Here is a 19,199-nt window from a genome sequence, read left to right as displayed (position 1 = left end):
CTGGCTTATGGTGTGTATTTCCAACGAGTCAGAAAATCAGTCGGCTTGTGGAGCTTCCACCGGCTTGACTGCTTCTTCGTAGGAGACCGATTTATCGGTCACATTCGCCTTCTGCAGAACAGTATCCACAACTTGTTCTTCCAGCACAACCGAACGAACTTCGTTCAGTTGCTGGTCGTTCTTGTAGTACCACGACACAACCTGCTCTGGCTCCTGGTAGGCCGAGGCCATTTCCTGGATCAGCTCACGCACGCGGGTTTCATCAGGCTTGAGCTCGAACTGCTTGACCACTTCAGCCACGATCAGGCCCAGCACGACGCGGCGCTTGGCTTGTTCTTCGAACAGCTCGGCCGGCAGTTGATCAGGCTTGATGTTGCCGCCGAACTGCTGAACGGCCTGCACGCGCAGACGATCCACTTCGTTGGACAGCAGGGCCTTCGGCACTTCGATCGGGTTGGCGGCCAGCAGACCGTCCATCACCTGGTTCTTGACCTTGGATTTGATCGCCTGGCGCAGCTCACGCTCCATGTTCTTGCGAACTTCGGTGCGGAAGCCGTCAATGCCGCTTTCCTTGATGCCGAACTGGGCGAAGAAGGCTTCGTTCAGCTCAGGCAGGGTCGGTGCGGACACGGTGTTGACGGTCACGGTGAACTCGGCAGCTTTGCCAGCCAGGTCCAGGTTCTGGTAGTCAGCGGGGAAAGTCAGGCTCAGAACGCGTTCTTCACCGGCTTTAGCGCCTACCAGGCCATCTTCGAAGCCCGGGATCATGCGGTTGGAGCCCAGCACCAGCTGGGTGCCCTTGGCGGAACCACCGGCGAAGACTTCACCGTCGACCTTGCCGACGAAATCGATATTCAGCTGGTATTCGTTCTGGGCAGCGCGATCGGCCACTTCGAAACGGGTGTTCTGCTTGCGCAGGATTTCCAGCATGTTATCCAGATCCGAGTCCGCCACGTCGGCGCTCAGGCGCTCGACAGAGATGGAGTCGAAACCGGCAACGGTGAACTCAGGGAACACTTCGAACGTAGCAACGTATTCCAGGTCTTTGCCCTTCTCCAGCACTTTCGGCTCGACAGAAGGCTGACCAGCCGGGTTCAGCTTCTGCTCAACCACGGCTTCATAGAAGGAGGACTGGATCACATCGCCCACGGCTTCCTGGCGGGCATCCGCCTCGTAACGCTGGCGAATCACGCTCATTGGCACCTTGCCAGGGCGGAAGCCTGCAATCTTGGCCTTTTGGGCAGTCTGCTGCAGACGCTTGTTGACCTGGGTCTCGATGCGCTCAGCTGGCACGGTGATGCTCATGCGGCGCTCAAGAGCCGATGTATTTTCAACAGAAACTTGCATGGATATTCCTCGTTGCACAGACATTAGCCGGCCGTTTCCGACCTCAGAAGCAAGGGCAAGCATTCTAGAGGGTCAGACTCAAGAAGTCACCCTACTGAAAAGGGCTAAAAACAGCAGGTAATCATTGGGCATGGGCCACCCTTGAGCCAGGCGTCCCGGACAGGCGGTCACTCAATCACCTTTCTACTATATAGAAGAGCCGCGGGAGAGCATTGCGCCAGCACACCGACAGGCCCCGCAGGTGGGCGATCCGCCTTTTGCCTTGGCAGGTTAACAGCCAACCTACGCCGCTTTATCATGCAAGCCAAGCACTGGAGCAACTGGCAACGATGACCTCACCAGAACGTTCGTCGCCGCAGAAGCATGCCGCCAGTCATTCGCCTATTGCGTATCGCCAGGACATCAATGGCCTTCGTACCATCGCCATTATCGCCGTCGTTATATCCCACACCTTGACTCGGCAAGACCAACCACGCCGCCAGGCAACCCTCTCCACCCGATAAAAGGACTGGAAGGCTGCAGCCAAGTAAATTCCGATCGAGGCACAGAGACACCTTCACGAACAAGCTGGAAATGCGCCCAAGACAACGAAGAATGGCGAAATTCGAGGCAATAAAAAAGCCGCTCAAGGCGGCTTCTTTACTGGGCCTTGCAAAAGTCAGCGGACCTTGGCGAAACCTGATGAAAAAAAAACGCCAGATAATTAATCTGGCGTTTTTATTCGAATATGGGGTGGACGATGGGGATCGAACCCACGACAACAGGAGTCACAATCCTGTGCTCTACCAACTGAGCTACGCCCACCATATTGCCTGTTCAAAAAGACCGATCAGATCGACCTCCTTGTTAAGCCTCACCAACACCCAGCGGCCTTGATGAAACTTTATTTGGTGCGGATGAAGAGACTCGAACTCTTACGCCTCGCGGCGCTGGAACCTAAATCCAGTGTGTCTACCAATTCCACCACATCCGCGCATGAAGCCTTTAAAGCAAAAACGCCAGACTGTTAATCTAGCGCTTTTCGAAATATGGGGTGGACGATGGGGATCGAACCCACGACAACAGGAGTCACAATCCTGTGCTCTACCAACTGAGCTACGCCCACCATATTGCGTTACTTGTGCCAAAGCTGCCTAATGGCGCACCCGGCAGGACTCGAACCTGCGACCATCCGCTTAGAAGGCGGATGCTCTATCCAGCTGAGCTACGGGCGCCTTATTAATCTGTACTCGGTGACGACTACAAACCAAGTGCTTCAATCTTGCTGAGCCAGACATCAACTCTGCTCGACCTTCTCAACCAGTGCTAGGCTATGCCCGACAAGCGCGACAAATGTTATAGACGAGCCGAAAGATCGTCAACTCTTTTCTAAAAAAAATTCAGATATATAAAGGGCTTAGGGGAATATCCGGACCAAGCGCCTTTGCCCTCGCGCCACGACATGCGAGAATGCGCACTCTTTTTCAACCCCTCTCGATGGTTAATCACGCGTCATGACTGCACAACTAATCGACGGCAAAGCGATCGCCGCCCGTCTGCGCCAGCAGATCGCCCAACGTGTCGCCGAGCGTCGCCAGCAGGGCCTGCGTACGCCAGGCCTCGCGGTGATTCTGGTCGGCAGCGATCCTGCCTCTCAGGTTTATGTTTCGCACAAGCGTAAAGACTGCGAAGAGGTCGGCTTCATTTCACAAGCCTACGACTTGCCTAGCGACACCACCCAACAGGCGCTCACCGACCTGATCGATCGCCTCAATGACGATCCGCAGATCGACGGCGTGCTGCTGCAATTGCCGCTGCCCGAACATCTGGATGCCTCCAAGCTGCTGGAACGCATTCGCCCGGACAAGGACGTCGACGGCTTCCATCCTTATAATGTCGGTCGCCTGGCCCAGCGCATTCCGTTGCTGCGCCCGTGCACCCCGAAAGGCATCATGACCCTGCTGGAAAGCACCGGGGTCGATCTGTACGGGATGGATGCGGTGATTGTCGGCGCCTCCAATATCGTCGGTCGGCCGATGGCCATGGAGCTGCTGTTGGCCGGCTGCACCGTGACCGTCACCCACCGCTTCACCCGGGACCTGGCCGGCCACGTCGGCCGCGCCGATCTGGTGGTGGTGGCCGCCGGCAAGCCGGGCCTGGTCAAGGGCGAGTGGATCAAGGAAGGCGCCATCGTCATCGACGTCGGCATCAACCGCCAGGAAGATGGCAAGCTGGTGGGTGACGTGGTCTACGAGACCGCCCTGCCCCGTGCCGGCTGGATCACTCCGGTTCCGGGTGGCGTCGGCCCGATGACCCGCGCCTGCCTGCTGGAAAACACCTTGTATGCCGCCGAAACGCTGCATGCCTGAGGCGATGGAGCCTTCAGCGACACCACAACGCTGAAGGCCTTCACCCAACAAAAAACCGCCAATCGGCGGTTTTTTGTTGCCACAGGAACCCGACTCAGTCAGCCAGACGCCAGGTGGTCCCGCCCTTGCCGTCTTCCAGCACCACGCCCATGGCGGTGATCTGGTCGCGGATACGGTCGGACTCCGCCCAGTCCTTGTTGGCCCGTGCTGCCAGACGTGCCTGGATCAGCGCGTCGACTTCAGCCCCATCGACCCGCCCTTCGGCACCCGCCTGCAGGAACTCATCGGCCTCCAACTGCAGGACTCCGAGCACACTGGCCAGCTCTTTCAGACGCGCCGCCAGACCGGCCGCCGCAGCCAGATCGCTCTCGCGCAGACGGTTGATCTCACGCACCATCTCGAACAGCACCGCACAGGCTTCCGGCGTGCCGAAGTCATCGTTCATCACCCGGGTGAAACGCTCGACGAACGCCTCGCCACCGGCTGCCGGCACATTCGGCAGGCCTTTCAGCGCATGGTAGAAACGCTCCAGGGCGCCCTTGGCATCCTTGAGGTTGTCTTCCGAGTAGTTGATGGCGCTGCGGTAGTGGCTCGACACCAGCAGGTAACGCACGACTTCCGGGTGGTACTTGTCCAGCACATCGCGAATGGTGAAGAAGTTGTTCAAGGACTTGGACATCTTCTCGCCATTGATGCGGATCATGCCGCAGTGCATCCAGGCATTGGCGTAGGTCTTGCCGGTGGCCGCCTCGCTCTGGGCGATTTCGTTTTCATGGTGCGGGAACTCGAGGTCGCTGCCGCCGCCATGAATATCGAAGGTCTCGCCCAGGCAGCAGGTGGACATCACCGAGCACTCGATATGCCAGCCCGGACGCCCGGCGCCCCATGGCGACTGCCAGCTCGGCTCGCCGGGCTTGGTGCCTTTCCACAGGACGAAGTCCAGCGGATCCTGCTTGGCTTCGTCGACTTCGATCCGCGCCCCGATGCGCAGATCTTCGATTTTCTTGCGCGACAACTTGCCGTAGCCCATGAACTTGGCGACGCGGTAATACACGTCGCCATTGCCCGGGGCGTAGGCGTACCCCTTGTCGATCAGGGTCTGGATCATGGTCAGCATGCCGGGGATATGATCCGTGGCGCGCGGCTCCATGTCCGGCTTGAGAATGTTGAGACGCGCCTCGTCCTCGTGCATCGCGGTGATCATGCGCTCGGTCAGCGCGCCGAACGATTCGCCGTTTTCGTTGGCGCGATTGATGATCTTGTCGTCGATATCGGTGATGTTGCGCACATACGTCAGGTCATACCCGCTGAAACGCAACCAGCGAGTGACCAGATCGAAGGCCACCATGCTGCGGCCATGGCCCAGGTGGCAGTAGTCATACACGGTCATCCCGCAGACATACATGCGCACCTTGTTGCCATCCAGGGGCTTGAAGACTTCTTTGCTCTTGGTGAGCGTGTTGTAGATCGTTAGCACAACGGCGTCCTTAAAGAATCACTGGCCCCACGAATCACGCAAGGTCACGGTACGGTTGAATACCGGAGCACCGGGTTTCGAGTCCTTGATATCCGCGCAGAAGTAACCTTCGCGCTCGAACTGGAAACGGTCTTCCGGCTGTGCATTGCCCAGCGAGGGTTCAGCACGACAACCCGTGAGAACTTGCAGTGAGTCAGGGTTGATGTTGTCCAGGAAACTGGCGCTGTCTTCGGCTTTCTCGGGGTTGGCCGAACGGAACAGGCGATCGTACAGGCGCACTTCGCACTCGACGCTGGCCGCCGCCGGCACCCAGTGGATCACACCCTTGACCTTGCGCCCTTCGGGGTTCTTGCCCAGGGTTTCAGGATCGTAGGAGCAGCGCAGCTCGACGATATTGCCGTCGGCATCCTTGATGGCTTCGTCGGCACGGATCACGTAGCTGCCGCGCAGGCGCACTTCACCGGTCGGCTCCAGGCGCTTGTAGCCCTTGGGCGGCTCTTCCATGAAGTCGTCGCGATCAATGTAGATCTCACGGGCGAACGGCAATGCCCGTACGCCCATGTCTTCTTTCGGGTGGCGCGGCAGTTCGAGATTCTCGACCTGGCCTTCCGGGTAGTTGGTGATCACGACTTTCAGCGGACGCAGCACGCACATGGCCCGTGGCGCGCTGTGGTCGAGGTCGTCGCGGATGCTGAATTCCAGCATGCCGAAGTCCACCACGCCGTCGGAACGGTTGGTGCCGACCATTTCGCAGAAGTTGCGGATGGATTTAGGCGTGTAGCCACGGCGCCGGAAGCCCGAGAGCGTCGACATGCGCGGGTCGTCCCAGCCGTTGACGTGCTTCTCGTCCACCAACTGCTTGAGCTTGCGCTTGCTGGTGATGGTGTAGTTCAGGTTCAGGCGGCTGAACTCATACTGCCGCGGGTGCGCCGGCACGGGCAGGTTTTCCAGAAACCACTCGTACAACGGACGGTGGCTTTCAAACTCCAGGGTGCAGATCGAGTGGGTAATGCCTTCAATGGCATCCGATTGACCGTGGGTGAAGTCGTAGTTCGGGTAGATGCACCACTTGTCGCCGGTCTGGTGGTGATGAGCGTGGCGGATGCGATACATGATCGGGTCGCGCAGGTTCATGTTCGGCGAAGCCATGTCGATCTTGGCCCGCAGCACGCGGGCGCCGTCCGGGAATTCTCCGGCTCGCATGCGCGCGAACCAGTCGAGGTTCTCTTCCACCGAACGCTCGCGGAACGGGCTGTTCTTGCCCGGTTCGGTCAGGCTGCCACGGTATTCCTTGGCCTGCTCGGGGGTCAGGTCGTCGACGTAGGCCTTGCCGGCCTTGATCAGCTCCACCGCCCAGTCGTGCAACTGATCGAAATACTGCGAGGCGTAGCGCACTTCACCGGACCATTCGAAGCCCAGCCACTTGACGTCGCTTTCGATGGCGTCGATGTATTCCTGGTCTTCCTTGGCCGGGTTGGTGTCGTCGAAACGCAGGTGCGTGACGCCGCCGAACTCCTGGGCCAGGCCGAAGTTCACACAGATCGACTTGGCGTGGCCGATGTGCAGGTAGCCGTTGGGCTCAGGCGGGAAACGCGTCACGATCTGAGTGTGCTTGCCCGAGTCCAGGTCGGCCTGAATGATCGGGCGCAGGAAGTTGACCGGGACAGCCGGTCCGGTCTTGACGTTCGAGGTAGGGTCGACAGTGGGCTTGCTCATAGGATCCTTGGGCTTGCGGTTGCGCGGCCGGGGGCGGCCTGATCAATCAAAACGGCTATCATAGCCGATGCGATCAGGCAGCTGACAGTGGCGCGCCGAAAACGGCGGCTATTAATAGCGCCGGGATGAAAAAACCGCCTCGAAATTCCCGCGCCTCACGCTAAACTGCGCAACCTGGTCGTTTTATGCCAGATCGGTTCGGCCCCGCGAGCGGTACCCGCATGCCGAAACCCACGAATTCCTTCAAAGAGTAGCCAAGATGACCCAAGTCAAACTGACCACCAACCACGGCGAAATCGTCCTGGAACTGAACGCCGAGAAAGCCCCGATCACCGTGGCCAACTTCATCGAGTACGTTAACGCCGGCCACTACGAAAACACCGTTTTCCACCGTGTGATCGGCAACTTCATGATCCAGGGCGGCGGTTTCGAGCCTGGCATGAAAGAAAAGAAAGACAAGCGCCCAAGCATCCAGAACGAAGCCGACAACGGCCTGCCGAACGAGAAGTACAGCGTTGCCATGGCCCGTACCATGGAGCCGCATTCGGCCTCCGCGCAGTTCTTCATCAACGTCACCGACAACAGCTTCCTGAACCACAGCGCCAAGACCGTCCAGGGCTGGGGCTACGCGGTATTCGCCAAAGTGGTTTCCGGCACTGACGTGGTCGACAAGATCAAAGGCGTGGCCACCACCATGAAGGCCGGCCACCAGGACGTACCCGCAGAAGACGTGATCATCGAGAAAGCAGAGATCGTTGAGTGATACTGCTGATTTCAGATTTGCATCTGGAAGAGGAGCGCCCGGACATTACCCGGGCGTTTCTGGATTTCCTCGCCGGACGCGCCCGTTCGGCACAAGCGCTGTACATCCTGGGCGATTTTTTCGAAGTCTGGATCGGCGACGATGCCATGACCCCCTTTCAAGACTCGATCTGCGCAGCCTTGCGCGCATTGAGCGACAGTGGCACGCAGGTTTTCCTGATGCACGGCAATCGTGACTTCCTGCTGGGCAAGGCCTTTTGCAAAGCGGCCGGCGCGACCCTGCTCAAGGACCCGAGCGTGGTGCGGATGAATGACGAGCCGGTGCTGTTGATGCACGGCGACAGCCTGTGCACGCGGGACGAGGCCTATATGCGCCTGCGTCGTTATCTGCGCAACCCCATCACCTTGTTCATCCTCCGGCATCTGCCGCTGCGCACCCGCCACAAGCTGGCGCGCAAATTGCGCAGCGAGAGTCGTGCGCAGACGCGGATGAAAGCCAATGACATTGTCGATGTGACGCCGGATGAGGTGGTGCAGGTCATGCAGCAGCATGGTGTGCAGACCCTGATCCACGGCCACACCCATCGACCGGCCATTCACAAGCTGCAACTCGGCGCGCAGGCGGCAAAACGGATTGTGCTGGGGGATTGGGATCGCCAGGGCTGGGCCTTGCAGGTGGACGAGCAGGGTTTCCAGCTGGCGGCGTTTGATTTCATGCCGCCAGCCTGAACACTGACCTGTAGGAGCGTGGCTTGCCCGCGAATAGGCCCGCAAGGCTCCTACAGGTTTTGTGCCGTGCGTATTATCGTCAGTGCCCCGCGGCCGCCGGCCCGGCCTTCGCCGCGAACGGCGGCTTGGCCAGCCACACCAGCAGCATCAAGCCCATGAAGCCCCAGCCCAGCAACGTAAAGTAATCCACGGTCGAGAGCATGTACGCCTGGCTGGTGAGCACCTGATCCAACTGGGCATAAGCCCGGGTACCCGCCCCACCGAGATTGCTCAGGGTGTCGCGCGTCGCCGGATCGAAGGGGGTGATGCTTTCACTGAGATAAGCATGGTGCTGGTCCGCCCGGCGAATCCAGATCCAGGTGGTCAGCGATGCGGCAAAGCTGCCCCCCAACGTACGCAGGAAAGTCGCCAGGCCGGCACCGTCGGCAATCTGGCTGGGCGGCAGGTCCGACATCAGGATGCTCAGGGTCGGCATAAAGAACAACGCCACACCGATCCCCATGAACAGTTGCACCATGGCAATATGCCCGAAGTCCACCTCATTGGTGAAACCGGCGCGCATAAAGCAGCTCAGGCCGATTGCCAGGAACGCCAGGCCGGCGAGTAGGCGCAGATCGACCTTATTGGCGTATTTACCGACGAAAGGCGACATCAGTACCGGCAGGATCCCGATCGGCGCCACCGCGAGGCCGGCCCAGGTCGCGGTGTAGCCCATCTGGGTCTGCAACCACTGCGGCAGGATCAGGTTGATGCCGAAGAACCCGGCGTAGCCGAGGATCAGCACAATGGTCCCGATGCGGAAGTTGCGATAGGCGAACAGCCGCAGATTGACCACCGGATGCTTGTCCGTCATCTCCCAGATCACGAACACCGACAGGGCAATCGCCGAGATGACCGCACCGATCACGATGAAGTTCGACTCGAACCAGTCCAGGTCATTGCCCTTGTCGAGGATCACCTGCAAGGCCCCGACACCAATGATCAAGGTCAGCAAACCGACATAGTCCATCGGCTGGCGACTGATCTCCACCGGCCGGGCCTTGAGTTGCTGGCGGACCACCATCGCGGCGAATACGCCGATGGGCACGTTGATAAAGAAGATCCACGGCCAGCTGTAGCTGTCGGTAATCCAGCCGCCGAGAATCGGCCCGGCAATCGGCGCGACCACCGTGACCATTGCCAATAGCGCCAGGGCCATGCCGCGCTTGGCCGGCGGATAGACCGCAATCAGCAGCGTCTGGGTCATCGGGTACAGCGGCCCGGCGACCAGCCCTTGCAGCACGCGAAAGCCCACCAGTTCAGGCATCGAGGTGGAAATACCGCAGAGGAACGACGCCATGACAAAAAGGATCGTCGCCCAGATAAACAGTTTCACCTCGCCAAAGCGCCGGCTCAGCCAGCCGGTCAGCGGCAGGGCGATAGCGTTGCTCACGGCAAAGGAGGTGATGACCCAGGTGCCCTGCTCCGAACTCACCCCCAGGTTGCCGGAAATGGTCGGCAAGGCCACGTTGGCGATGGTGGTGTCGAGCACCTGCATGAAGGTCGCCAGCGACAGGCCGATGGTACTGAGCAACAGGCTGGGGGGAGTGAAAGATGCGTTCGAGCTCATCGCGAATCCTTGGAAACGAGGCAGGTGCCGCGACGCTCGGGTCGCGGCTGGATTGGCGACTCAGCGTTGCGCGGTTTTCGTCGCGGTGGCGCTGTTTTCATGGATCAGCCGGGTAATTTCCGCATCGGCATCGGCCAGTTGCTGCCCATACACATCGGTGCTGAACGAAGCCTTCTGCGGCGGCTGCTGGGCCAGCACCGGGCCGCTCTGGTCATGCAGGTTAACCTCGACCTGGGTCGACAGGCCGACCCGCAGCGGGTGCTTGGCCAGCTCTTCGGCGTTGATGTGAATGCGCACCGGCACCCGCTGGACAATCTTGATCCAGTTGCCGGTGGCGTTCTGCGCCGGTAGCAAGGCAAAGGCACTGCCGGTGCCGGCGCCGAGGCTGTCGATGGTGCCGCTGAATTTCACCGAACTGCCATACAGGTCGGCCTCGATGTCCACGGGCTGACCGATGCGCATATCACGCAGCTGGGTTTCCTTGAAGTTGGCGTCGATCCACAGCTGATCCAGGGGAATCACCGCCATCAGCGCGGTACCCGGCTGAACCCGCTGGCCCAATTGCACGGTGCGCTTGGCGACATAGCCGGTGACCGGGGCAATCAGTGTGGTCCGCGCATTGGCCAGATAAGCCTGGCGCAGTTGCGCGGCCGCGGCTTTGACATCCGGGTGATTGGATACCACGGTGTCATCCACCAGGGCATTGCTGCTGTTGAGTTGATGCTGGACGTTGTTCAGCGCGCTCTGGGCGGAGGTCAGGTCGTCACGGGCGTGGGACAGCTCTTCCTGGGAAATCGCGCCACCGGCCGCCAGGTTCTTGCGACGGGTAAAGTTTTCCTGGGCCTTCTGCACCGCTGTCTTCTGCTCGGCGACCTGGGCGCGTATGCCGTCGACATTGCTGTACAGACCGCGGACCTGGCGCACGGCCTTGGCCAGGTTGGCCTCGGCGCTTTGCAGACCGATCTTGGCGTCGCTCGGATCGAAGTTCACCAGCACCTGCCCGGCATGCACCAGATCGCCGTCATCAGCACCAATGCTGACCACGGTGCCGGTCGCCAGCGGGGTGACTTCCACCACGTTGCCGTTGACATAGGCGTCGTCGGTGCTTTCGTTCCAGCGTCCGTAGACTTCATGCCAACCCCAGACACCGAGGCCGCCAAGGACCACCAGCAGGGTGAGACCGGTCAGCATGACCTTGCGCTTGCGGGAATTGCCAGCATCCTGGGTTGTTTCAGTAGTGTTCGTTGCAATGGCCATGGCAGGTACCTTGAATTAATAAGTCTGAGCCGAGGGGCGGGTGGCGTTCGAGGCGATGTTGTCAGCCTGGAAACCACCACCCAGGGCCTGCATCAGTTCAATGGAGAGGTCGATCTGCTGGGCATTCAGGTCCGCCAGCTGACGCTGGGCCTGCAACAGGGTCTGCTCGATGGTGAGTACGTCCAGGTAGTTGCCGATGCCCGCGCCGTAGCGCTGCAACACCGTGTTATAGGAGTCCTGGGCGATATCCGCCGCATGTTGCTGGGCCACGATCTGCTGGCTGAGGGCGCGCAGTTGCTGGAGGGTGTCGCTGACATCACCCAGGGCCTGGACCAGGCTCTTGTTGTATTGCGCCACCGCCAGGTCGTAGTCGGCGTCCTTGGCGTCGAGGCCGGCGCGCAGGCGACCGCCATCGAAGATCGGCAGCGAGACGGTCGGCGCGATGCTGAAGAAACGACTGGCGGAGCCGAACATCGCATCTCCCAGCAACGACTCGCCACCGGCGGCGGCACTCAGGTTGAGGTTGGGATAGAAACGCGTCTTGCCGGCAGCGATATCCTTGCTCGCGGCCTCGACACGCCAGCGCGCGGCCACCAGGTCCGGACGCCGCCCCAGCAGTTCCGCCGGCAGCACCGAAGGCAAGGCCACGGCGCTCGGCTGGAGGATTTTCGGCCGGGCGATCTCATTGCCGCGATCCGGGCCCTTGCCCAGCAACACGGCCAGGGCGACCTTGGCGCTTTGCAGCTTTTTCCCGGCGTCGATCACCTGCTCTTCAGCCGTGGCGGCCAGGCTTTCGGTCTGCTGGTACTGGTAGTGGCTGTCGATGCCGGAACTCAGCCGACGCTTGCCCAGGTCCAGCAGCTTGTGGGTGCGCTGCAGGTCATCGTTGGCCAGGTCATAGACGATATGCGCCTGCCCCAGGTTGCTGTAGGCCCGTGCCACGTCGGCGGCCAGGGTCAGTTGCGCGGCCTGGCGGTCGACTTCGGCGGCGCGCGCCTGGCCCAACGCGGCTTCCCAGGCGTCACGCTGGCCTCCCCAGAGATCGAAGCTGTAGTTGAAGGTGACACCCGCCTTGCGCACGGTCTCGTAAAGGCCGCCGCGACCGGTGGGGTCCTGGTCCCGCGGCAGGCGCGAACGGGTGATACCGCCACTGGCATCGAGGGTCGGCGTCCGCGCCGCATCGGCGGCATCGGCCGCTGCGCTGGCCTGATGCGCCCGCGCGCTGGCGACCTGCATATCGGGGCTGTCGCGCAGGGCTTCGCGGATCAGGCCATCGAGTTGCGGATCGCCGAGGCTTTTCCACCAGTCGCTTTTCGGCCAGGCCGCCGGCGACAGGGTCACGCCCTTGAGGGATTGAGCGGCCTTGAGGTCTTTCGCCTCGAGTCTGACGCCTTCGGTGTTCAGGCCGCTGTAGCTGGCGCAACCGGCCAGGACCATCGACACGAACACCAGGCTGAAGCCGGTACGCAGGGTTTTACTGCTCATTTTTTTCACCCACCCGCAGCAGGGTGATCGAGTCCCCGGCCGCCAGCAAAATTTTCTTCAGGATCTCTTCCAGGCTCCGCAGCTCTTGCGGGGTGACAGCCCCTGCCAGTTCGTTCATCGCATCGGCACCGATTTCCGGCAAACGGTCGGCAAGGACCTGCCCCTGCGCCGTCAGCACCAGTTGCACCTGGCGCCGATCGCCTTCGGAACGCCGACGGGCGAGCAGATCTTTCTGCTCCAGGCGATCAAGCATGCGGGTCATCGAACCGCTGTCCAGGGACAGGTGGCGGCACAGCTCGGCCGGAGTATCGACCCCGAACTGGGCCATGATGATCAACACCTTGAACTGCGCGGCGGTGATGCCGTACGGCACCATATGGGCGTCGATGATCCGGTCCTTGAGCAACGCGGCACGGCCCAGGAGCAAGCCGAGATGGCAGTTGTGAAAGTCGTCCGGGGTGAAATGTTTCATTAGGCCACCAAAAGCTGCTTAGGCAGAGAGTTGGTGAGATATTACTGCTTAGGCAGCTAATATCAAAGCATTAGTTAGCAAGCTTTTTATTTACCCGATAAAAGGCCGAGGAAGGAATAGATAACTCTAGACACACCTTTGAATTCGATGTTTGATAACGGCACGGCTAGGCTTCCCTGACATACCTGACAAGGAGTCACAGGTGAAAAGCAGGGATTTGATCGCCGAACTGGAAGCCGCTGGCTGGATGCTGCAACGAATAAGGGGCAGTCATCATGTTTTTGTCCACCCCAGCAGCCCCCACTCGATCCCCGTGCCGCATCCGAAGAAGGATCTGCCGCTCGGGACCATCAGAAGCATCAGAAAACGGGCGGGCTTGTCATGAGCCCGTTCAGTCAGGAGACCATCATGCAATATCCCATCGCCATCGAATGGGGTGATGAACACACCGCCATCGGCATCCAGATTCCGGATATTCCGGGGGCCGTGACCGCCGGCGATACGTTCGAAGAGGCTTATAACGCCGCCCTGGAAATCGCCCACATAATGCTCGAGGAGATCGTTTCGAACGGTCAGCCCGTGCCGACACCCTCGCCCTCCTTCACCCATCGGAAAAATCCCGAGTTCGCGGACATGGGCTGGGGCATGCTGGAAATCGATATCTCGCCCTACCTGGGCAAGACCGAGAAGGTCAACGTGACCCTTCCCGGCTTTGTGATCCAGCGTATCGATCGTTACGTGCGCGACCACCGGATCAAGAGCCGCTCATCGTTCCTGGCGGACGCGGCGCTGGAAAAGCTGGTGCGCACTTAAACGCTGGCAACAGCCGGGACACCGCTGTGGAAGCGGAATTCGCTGTCGGGCGACTCGATCAGGTCCTGCTCGACCGCCCGCACCCGCTCGATGACCCGGCCGATGTCCTCGGCGTCGCCGTATTGGTAGGCCAGTTTCAGGTAACCCTGGAAATGCCGGGCCTCGCTCTTGAGCAGGCCGAAGTAGAATTTGCCCAGTTCTTCGTCCAGATGCGGCACCAGGGCCTCGAAGCGCTCGCAACTGCGGGCTTCGATAAAGGCGCCGACCACCAGGGTGTCCACCAGTTTGACCGGTTCGTGGCTACGGACCGCCTTGCGCAACCCTGAGGCATAACGACCGGCGGACAACTGCCGCAACTCGATCTTGCGCCGCTTCATCAGCCGCATGACCTGTTCGTGGTGCACCAACTCTTCCCGGGCCAGACGCGACATCAGGTTGATCAGATCGACATGGGAGTGGTACTTGGCGATCAGGCTCAAGGCGGTGCTGGCCGCCTTGAACTCGCAGTTCTTGTGATCGATCAGCAGCGTTTCCTGATCCGCCAGCGCCGCCTGCACCCAGCCTTGCGGGGTCGGGCAACCGAGGAATTCATGGATTTCCGGCAGATTCACAGGAAAACTCCCGTCACAGAAGAGGCTTGGCAAGGGCGCAACGCGGGAATAGTCGACATGGGGCTCACAAAAACCGGGGGGATCAGGCAGAACAAGGTCGCCGATTATACGGCGGCCGGAGCAGATCGCCAGTCGCCCTGCTTGATATGCATCAAGGTCGCAGTCGGCAGACTGCAACTATAGTTGTATCAAGTCGCCTTCAGACTTTCTCGGAGCACCCCGACCATGCAAGCCATCCGCAGCATTCTGGTGATACTCGACCCCGACCACGCCCACAGCCTGGCCCTCAACCGCGCCAAGCTGATCGCCGGCGTCACGGATGCGCACCTGCACCTGCTGATGTGTGATCCCAAGCACGACCACAGCGCCCTGCTCAGCCTGCTCAAGAGCCAGTTGCATGACGACGGCTACAGCGCCACGGCCGAACAAGCCTGGGACAAGACCATGCACGAGACCATCATCGGCGTGCAACAGGCCGAAGGCTGTGGCCTGGTGATCAAGCAGCACCGCCCCGACAGCCCGCTGAAGAAGGCCCTGCTGACCCCTTCCGACTGGAAGCTGCTGCGCTACTGCCCCTGCGCCGTATTGATGGTCAAGACCGAGACGCCCTGGTCAGGAGGCGTCGTTCTGGCGGCCGTGGACGTGGGCAATGCCGATGATGAACACCGACACCTGCACGCCAGCATCATTGATCACGGCTATGACATCGCCAGCCTGGCCAAGGGCAGCTTGCACGTGATCAGCGCCCACCCCTCGCCCATGCTGTCGGCCGCCGACCCGGTATACCAGCTCAGGGAAACCATCGAAGGCCGTTATCGCGACCAATGCCGGGATTTCCAGGGCCAATTCGATGTGGATGACGAACACCTGCATATCAAGGAAGGCCCCGCCGATGTGCTGATTCCCCATATGGCCCGCACGCTCGGGGCGGCGGTGACGGTGATCGGCACGGTGGCGCGCACCGGGATTTCCGGGGCACTGATCGGCAATACCGCGGAAGTGGTGCTCGATGCCCTGGAAAGCGATGTGCTGGTGCTCAAGCCCCAGGAAATCATCGATCACCTGGTGGAGACAGCGCCACGACCCTGATCAGCCGCCCATGGCCTCCTTGAGGAAACCCGGGGCGATATAGCGCTGGTAATGCGCCTCGGACAGCAGGAAAAATTCCCGATCAATGGCGTCGCGCAGCTCAGGCAGGCCCCAGTCGCGAAACTCCGGCAGCAACACCATGCCATAGGCCTCCAACTGGCTGATCACCCGGGCGCCACGGGCAATCAACTGGTACGCCCAGCAATATTCCGACTGATGGGGCACGAAGCGGATCTTGCGGGCCTCCAGTTGCTGGCGCAGCCTGGACGGATCGAATACCTCGATCTTGGCCACCATGACCTGGACCAGCAATTGTTCCAGGCGCAACCAGACCGCACGCTTTTCTTCCTCGTTGTAGCCGTTCCAATGGATGACTTCGTGGTGGAAGCGCTTGCAGCCCCGGCACACCAGATCACCGTAAACAGTGGAGCAGAGGCCGACGCAGGGGGTCTTGATGGTCTGATTGGACATGGGCAGGGGTCACGCGGAAAAGCAGAACAGGTCCGCATGTTAGCCCTTTGTCTAACAAGGGTCACCCCCGAACCTGTAGGGCCTAACTTACCTTTCTTTGGAATATGCCGTAGAATCGGCCTGCCTTTTTAGGCGCCAATGTCCGTTGGAAGCTGTTTTCAAAGCGTCACGAGCACAGTTCACCCTAGAGAACGGCGTTGGCGCAGGAATTCCCCCCGGAAGCCCCTGCGCCGACCCTCATCAGCCCCGTTCCGCAGGCGTAAAACTTTGAAAACAGCTTCTGTTGGAAATCGTGGAAACTCTGGCTAAGCGGCTCAAAAAGCCCCGCAGCGCATGAGTGCCGTGCATTTCTGGATGAGCGTCCCGGACACCCATTTGGGACCACTGATGAGGGTAATAACTGTGCTTGAAGCCTACCGCAAACATATCGAAGAGCGTGCAGCCCTGGGTATCGTGCCCCAGCCGCTTAACGCCGAACAAACCGCAGGCCTGGTCGAGCTGCTGAAAAATCCCCCGGCTGGCGAAGAAGCTTTCCTCGTTGACTTGATCACCAACCGCGTTCCGCCTGGCGTGGACGAAGCGGCCTACGTCAAGGCCGGTTTCCTTTCCGCCCTGGCCAAGGGTGAAGTCAAATCCCCCCTGATCGACAAGAAGCGCGCGGTAGAACTGCTCGGCACCATGCAGGGCGGCTACAACATCGTGACCCTGGTCGATCTGCTGGACGACGCCGAGCTGGCAGCCGTTGCCGCCGCGCAACTCAAGCACACCCTGCTGATGTTCGACGCCTTCCACGACGTCGCGGAAAAAGCCAGGAACGGCAACGCTCACGCCAAGGAAGTGATCCAGTCCTGGGCTGACGGCGAGTGGTTCAAGAACCGCCCGGTGCTGGCCGACAAGATCAGCCTGCGCGTATTCAAGGTCACCGGCGAAACCAACACCGACGACCTGTCGCCGGCTCCGGACGCCTGGTCGCGCCCTGACATCCCGCTGCACGCCCTGGCCATGCTGAAAATGGCCCGTGACGGCATCGTGCCTGACCAGCAAGGCGCCATCGGCCCGATGAAACAGATCGAGCAGATGCGCAACGACGGCTTCCCGATCGCCTACGTCGGTGACGTGGTCGGTACCGGTTCGTCGCGTAAATCGGCCACCAACTCGGTGCTGTGGTTCTTCGGCGACGACGTCCCTTACGTGCCGAACAAGCGCGCAGGTGGCTTCTGCTTCGGCAGCAAGATCGCCCCGATCTTCTACAACACCATGGAAGATGCCGGCGCACTGCCGATCGAGTTCGACGTTACCAACATGAACATGGGCGACGTGATCGACCTGTACCCCCATGCTGGCAAGGTCACCAAGCACAACAGCGATGAAGTCCTGACCACCTTCGAAATGAAGACCCCGGTCCTGCTCGATGAAGTCCGTGCCGGCGGTCGTATTCCGCTGATCATCGGCCGCGGCCTGACCGAGAAGGCGCGCGCTGAACTGGGCCTGCCACCTTCGACCCTGTTCAAGCTGCCGGAAGCTCCCGCTGAAAGCACCAAGGGCTACACCCTGGCGCAGAAAATGGTCGGCAAGGCCTGTGGCGTGACGGGCGTTCGTCCTGGCACCTACTGCGAGCCGAAGATGACCACCGTCGGTTCCCAGGACACCACTGGTCCGATGACCCGCGACGAGCTGAAAGACCTGGCCTGCCTGGGCTTCTCCACCGACCTGGTCATGCAGTCGTTCTGCCACACCGCGGCCTATCCGAAGCCGATCGACGTCACCACGCACCACACCCTGCCGGACTTCATCATGACCCGCGGCGGTGTTTCCCTGCGTCCGGGCGACGGCATCATCCACAGCTGGCTGAACCGCATGCTGCTGCCGGACACCGTCGGCACCGGTGGTGACTCCCACACCCGTTTCCCGATCGGCATCTCGTTCCCGGCCGGCTCCGGCCTGGTGGCTTTCGCCGCCGCCACTGGCGTTATGCCATTGGACATGCCGGAATCGATCCTGGTGCGTTTCAAGGGCAAGCTGCAACCCGGCGTCACCCTGCGTGACCTGGTTCATGCCATCCCTTACTACGCCATCCAGAAAGGCCTGCTGACCGTCGAGAAGAAAGGCAAGAAAAACGCCTTCTCCGGCCGCATCCTGGAAATCGAAGGCCTGGAAACCCTGACCGTCGAACAGGCTTTCGAGCTGTCCGACGCCTCGGCCGAACGCTCCGCCGCCGGTTGCACCATCAAGCTGTCGAAAGAGTCGATCGCCGAGTACCTGAAGTCGAACATCACCCTGCTGCGCTGGATGATCGGCGAAGGCTACGGCGATGCCCGCACCCTGGAGCGTCGTGCTCAGGCGATGGAAGCCTGGGTTGCCAACCCGGAACTGCTGGAAGCCGACAAGGACGCCGAGTACGCGGAAATCATCGAAATCGACCTGGCCGACGTCAAGGAGCCTGTGCTCTGCGCGCCGAACGACCCGGACGACGCCCGCCTGCTCTCCAGCGTTGCTGGCGAGAAGATCGATGAAGTGTTCATCGGTTCCTGCATGACCAACATCGGCCATTTCCGCGCTGCGGGCAAGTTGCTGGACCAGGTCAAAGGCCAGTTGCCAACCCGTCTGTGGCTGTCGCCGCCGACCAAGATGGACGCTCACCAGCTGACCGAAGAAGGCTACTACGGCATCTACGGCAAAGCTGGCGCACGCATGGAAATGCCGGGCTGCTCGCTGTGCATGGGTAACCAGGCACGGGTAGAACCGAACTCCACCGTGGTCTCGACTTCGACCCGTAACTTCCCGAACCGTCTGGGCGACGGCGCGAACGTCTACCTGGCTTCGGCTGAGCTGGCGTCCGTGGCTTCGATCCTGGGTCGCCTGCCGACCGTCGAGGAATACATGGAGTACGCCGGTAAGATCGACAGCATGGCTGCCGACGTTTACCGCTACCTCAGCTTCGACCAGATCGCCGAGTTCCGTGAAGCCGCGGCGAACGCCAAGATTCCGGTCGTTCAAGCCTAAGCTGTACGCG

At 60.7% G+C, this 19,199-nt stretch carries 16 protein-coding genes and 4 tRNA genes; 7 read left to right on the top strand and 13 right to left on the bottom strand.

Translation table 11 applies throughout. From position 1 onward, the window contains the following. Window positions 1-36 precede the first annotated feature (36 nt). The 5 genes from tig to M5B42_RS01440 all read right to left on the bottom strand — a co-directional run bounded on the left by tig (window position 37) and on the right by M5B42_RS01440 (window position 2,561). Entirely contained in the window at window positions 37-1,347 is a 1,311-nt protein-coding gene (tig, locus tag M5B42_RS01460) for a trigger factor (RefSeq protein ID WP_248744818.1), read from the bottom strand. 728 nt (window positions 1,348-2,075) lie between these two features. Further along, window positions 2,076-2,151 (bottom strand) — tRNA-His (locus tag M5B42_RS01455). 84 nt (window positions 2,152-2,235) lie between these two features. After that, window positions 2,236-2,320: transfer RNA gene (locus M5B42_RS01450), tRNA-Leu, on the bottom strand. Window positions 2,321-2,376: 56 nt separating this feature from the next. Continuing rightward, window positions 2,377-2,452 (bottom strand) — tRNA-His (locus tag M5B42_RS01445). Window positions 2,453-2,484: 32 nt separating this feature from the next. Continuing rightward, window positions 2,485-2,561 (bottom strand) — tRNA-Arg (locus M5B42_RS01440). A 279-nt stretch (window positions 2,562-2,840) separates the two neighbouring features. Between M5B42_RS01440 and folD the strand changes: the two genes are divergently transcribed. Next, entirely contained in the window at window positions 2,841-3,695 is an 855-nt protein-coding gene (folD, locus tag M5B42_RS01435) for a bifunctional methylenetetrahydrofolate dehydrogenase/methenyltetrahydrofolate cyclohydrolase FolD (protein ID WP_103499462.1), read from the top strand. A 94-nt stretch (window positions 3,696-3,789) separates the two neighbouring features. On the opposite strand, the gene cysS is transcribed toward folD, so the two are convergent. Next, window positions 3,790-5,172: a cysteine--tRNA ligase gene (gene cysS, locus M5B42_RS01430; RefSeq protein ID WP_248744817.1), complete on the bottom strand. Its 1,383-nt coding sequence runs from the start codon at window positions 5,170-5,172 to the stop codon at window positions 3,790-3,792. A gap of 18 nt (window positions 5,173-5,190) precedes the next feature. Further along, window positions 5,191-6,888, bottom strand: coding sequence for a glutamine--tRNA ligase/YqeY domain fusion protein (locus M5B42_RS01425; RefSeq protein ID WP_103499464.1), 1,698 nt, complete (start codon window positions 6,886-6,888; stop codon window positions 5,191-5,193). 259 nt (window positions 6,889-7,147) lie between these two features. Here M5B42_RS01425 and M5B42_RS01420 point away from each other — a divergent pair, with 259 nt between their 5' ends. Both M5B42_RS01420 and M5B42_RS01415 read left to right on the top strand, forming a co-directional pair. Beyond that, window positions 7,148-7,651, top strand: coding sequence for a peptidylprolyl isomerase (locus M5B42_RS01420; RefSeq protein ID WP_248744816.1), 504 nt, complete (start codon window positions 7,148-7,150; stop codon window positions 7,649-7,651). Continuing rightward, window positions 7,648-8,379, top strand: coding sequence for a UDP-2,3-diacylglucosamine diphosphatase (locus M5B42_RS01415; protein ID WP_103499466.1), 732 nt, complete (start codon window positions 7,648-7,650; stop codon window positions 8,377-8,379). Before M5B42_RS01420 ends, M5B42_RS01415 begins: the two co-directional genes overlap by 4 nt. Before the next feature lie 79 nt (window positions 8,380-8,458). Here the strand turns inward: M5B42_RS01415 and M5B42_RS01410 are convergent, their stop codons facing one another. Genes M5B42_RS01410 through M5B42_RS01395 form a run of 4 tightly spaced genes read right to left on the bottom strand, consistent with a single transcriptional unit; the run spans window position 8,459 to window position 13,202 of the window. Then, window positions 8,459-9,988: a DHA2 family efflux MFS transporter permease subunit gene (locus M5B42_RS01410; RefSeq protein WP_103499467.1), complete on the bottom strand. Its 1,530-nt coding sequence runs from the start codon at window positions 9,986-9,988 to the stop codon at window positions 8,459-8,461. Window positions 9,989-10,048: 60 nt separating this feature from the next. After that, window positions 10,049-11,245 carry an efflux RND transporter periplasmic adaptor subunit gene (locus M5B42_RS01405; protein WP_248744815.1) on the bottom strand — a complete coding sequence of 399 codons (1,197 nt, stop codon included), beginning with the start codon at window positions 11,243-11,245 and terminating at the stop codon, window positions 10,049-10,051. 15 nt (window positions 11,246-11,260) lie between these two features. Continuing rightward, window positions 11,261-12,730: an efflux transporter outer membrane subunit gene (locus tag M5B42_RS01400; protein WP_248744814.1), complete on the bottom strand. Its 1,470-nt coding sequence runs from the start codon at window positions 12,728-12,730 to the stop codon at window positions 11,261-11,263. Next, a complete protein-coding gene (locus M5B42_RS01395) occupies window positions 12,720-13,202 on the bottom strand; it encodes a MarR family transcriptional regulator (protein ID WP_103499470.1) in 483 nt (160 codons plus the stop codon). Before M5B42_RS01395 ends, M5B42_RS01400 begins: the two co-directional genes overlap by 11 nt. 202 nt (window positions 13,203-13,404) lie before the next feature. Here M5B42_RS01395 and M5B42_RS01390 point away from each other — a divergent pair, with 202 nt between their 5' ends. Further along, window positions 13,405-13,587 (top strand): type II toxin-antitoxin system HicA family toxin, encoded by a 183-nt coding sequence (locus M5B42_RS01390; protein WP_248744813.1) that lies wholly within the window; start codon window positions 13,405-13,407, stop codon window positions 13,585-13,587. A 23-nt stretch (window positions 13,588-13,610) separates the two neighbouring features. Further along, entirely contained in the window at window positions 13,611-14,015 is a 405-nt protein-coding gene (locus tag M5B42_RS01385) for a type II toxin-antitoxin system HicB family antitoxin (RefSeq protein WP_103499481.1), read from the top strand. Here the strand turns inward: M5B42_RS01385 and miaE are convergent. Then, window positions 14,012-14,626, bottom strand: coding sequence for a tRNA isopentenyl-2-thiomethyl-A-37 hydroxylase MiaE (miaE, locus tag M5B42_RS01380; RefSeq protein WP_178129745.1), 615 nt, complete (start codon window positions 14,624-14,626; stop codon window positions 14,012-14,014). The two genes, M5B42_RS01385 and miaE, sit on opposite strands and share 4 nt — an antisense overlap. Before the next feature lie 225 nt (window positions 14,627-14,851). Here miaE and M5B42_RS01375 point away from each other — a divergent pair, with 225 nt between their 5' ends. Beyond that, complete coding sequence (locus M5B42_RS01375) at window positions 14,852-15,715, top strand: universal stress protein (RefSeq protein WP_103499474.1); 864 nt, start codon at window positions 14,852-14,854, stop codon at window positions 15,713-15,715. On the opposite strand, the gene M5B42_RS01370 is transcribed toward M5B42_RS01375, so the two are convergent. After that, on the bottom strand, window positions 15,716-16,186 hold the full coding sequence (locus M5B42_RS01370) for a DUF1289 domain-containing protein (protein WP_248744812.1): 471 nt from the start codon (window positions 16,184-16,186) through the stop codon (window positions 15,716-15,718). A gap of 402 nt (window positions 16,187-16,588) precedes the next feature. Here M5B42_RS01370 and acnB point away from each other — a divergent pair, with 402 nt between their 5' ends. Continuing rightward, on the top strand, window positions 16,589-19,189 hold the full coding sequence (gene acnB / locus M5B42_RS01365; RefSeq protein ID WP_248745004.1) for a bifunctional aconitate hydratase 2/2-methylisocitrate dehydratase: 2,601 nt from the start codon (window positions 16,589-16,591) through the stop codon (window positions 19,187-19,189). Window positions 19,190-19,199: the final 10 nt, after the last annotated feature.

The organism is Pseudomonas sp. MWU12-2037, from assembly GCF_023242345.1.
Lineage (GTDB): Bacteria > Pseudomonadota > Gammaproteobacteria > Pseudomonadales > Pseudomonadaceae > Aquipseudomonas > Aquipseudomonas gingeri_D.
The sequence above is the reverse complement of the archived record's forward strand: the minus strand, read 5'-3'. Positions and strand labels throughout refer to the sequence as shown.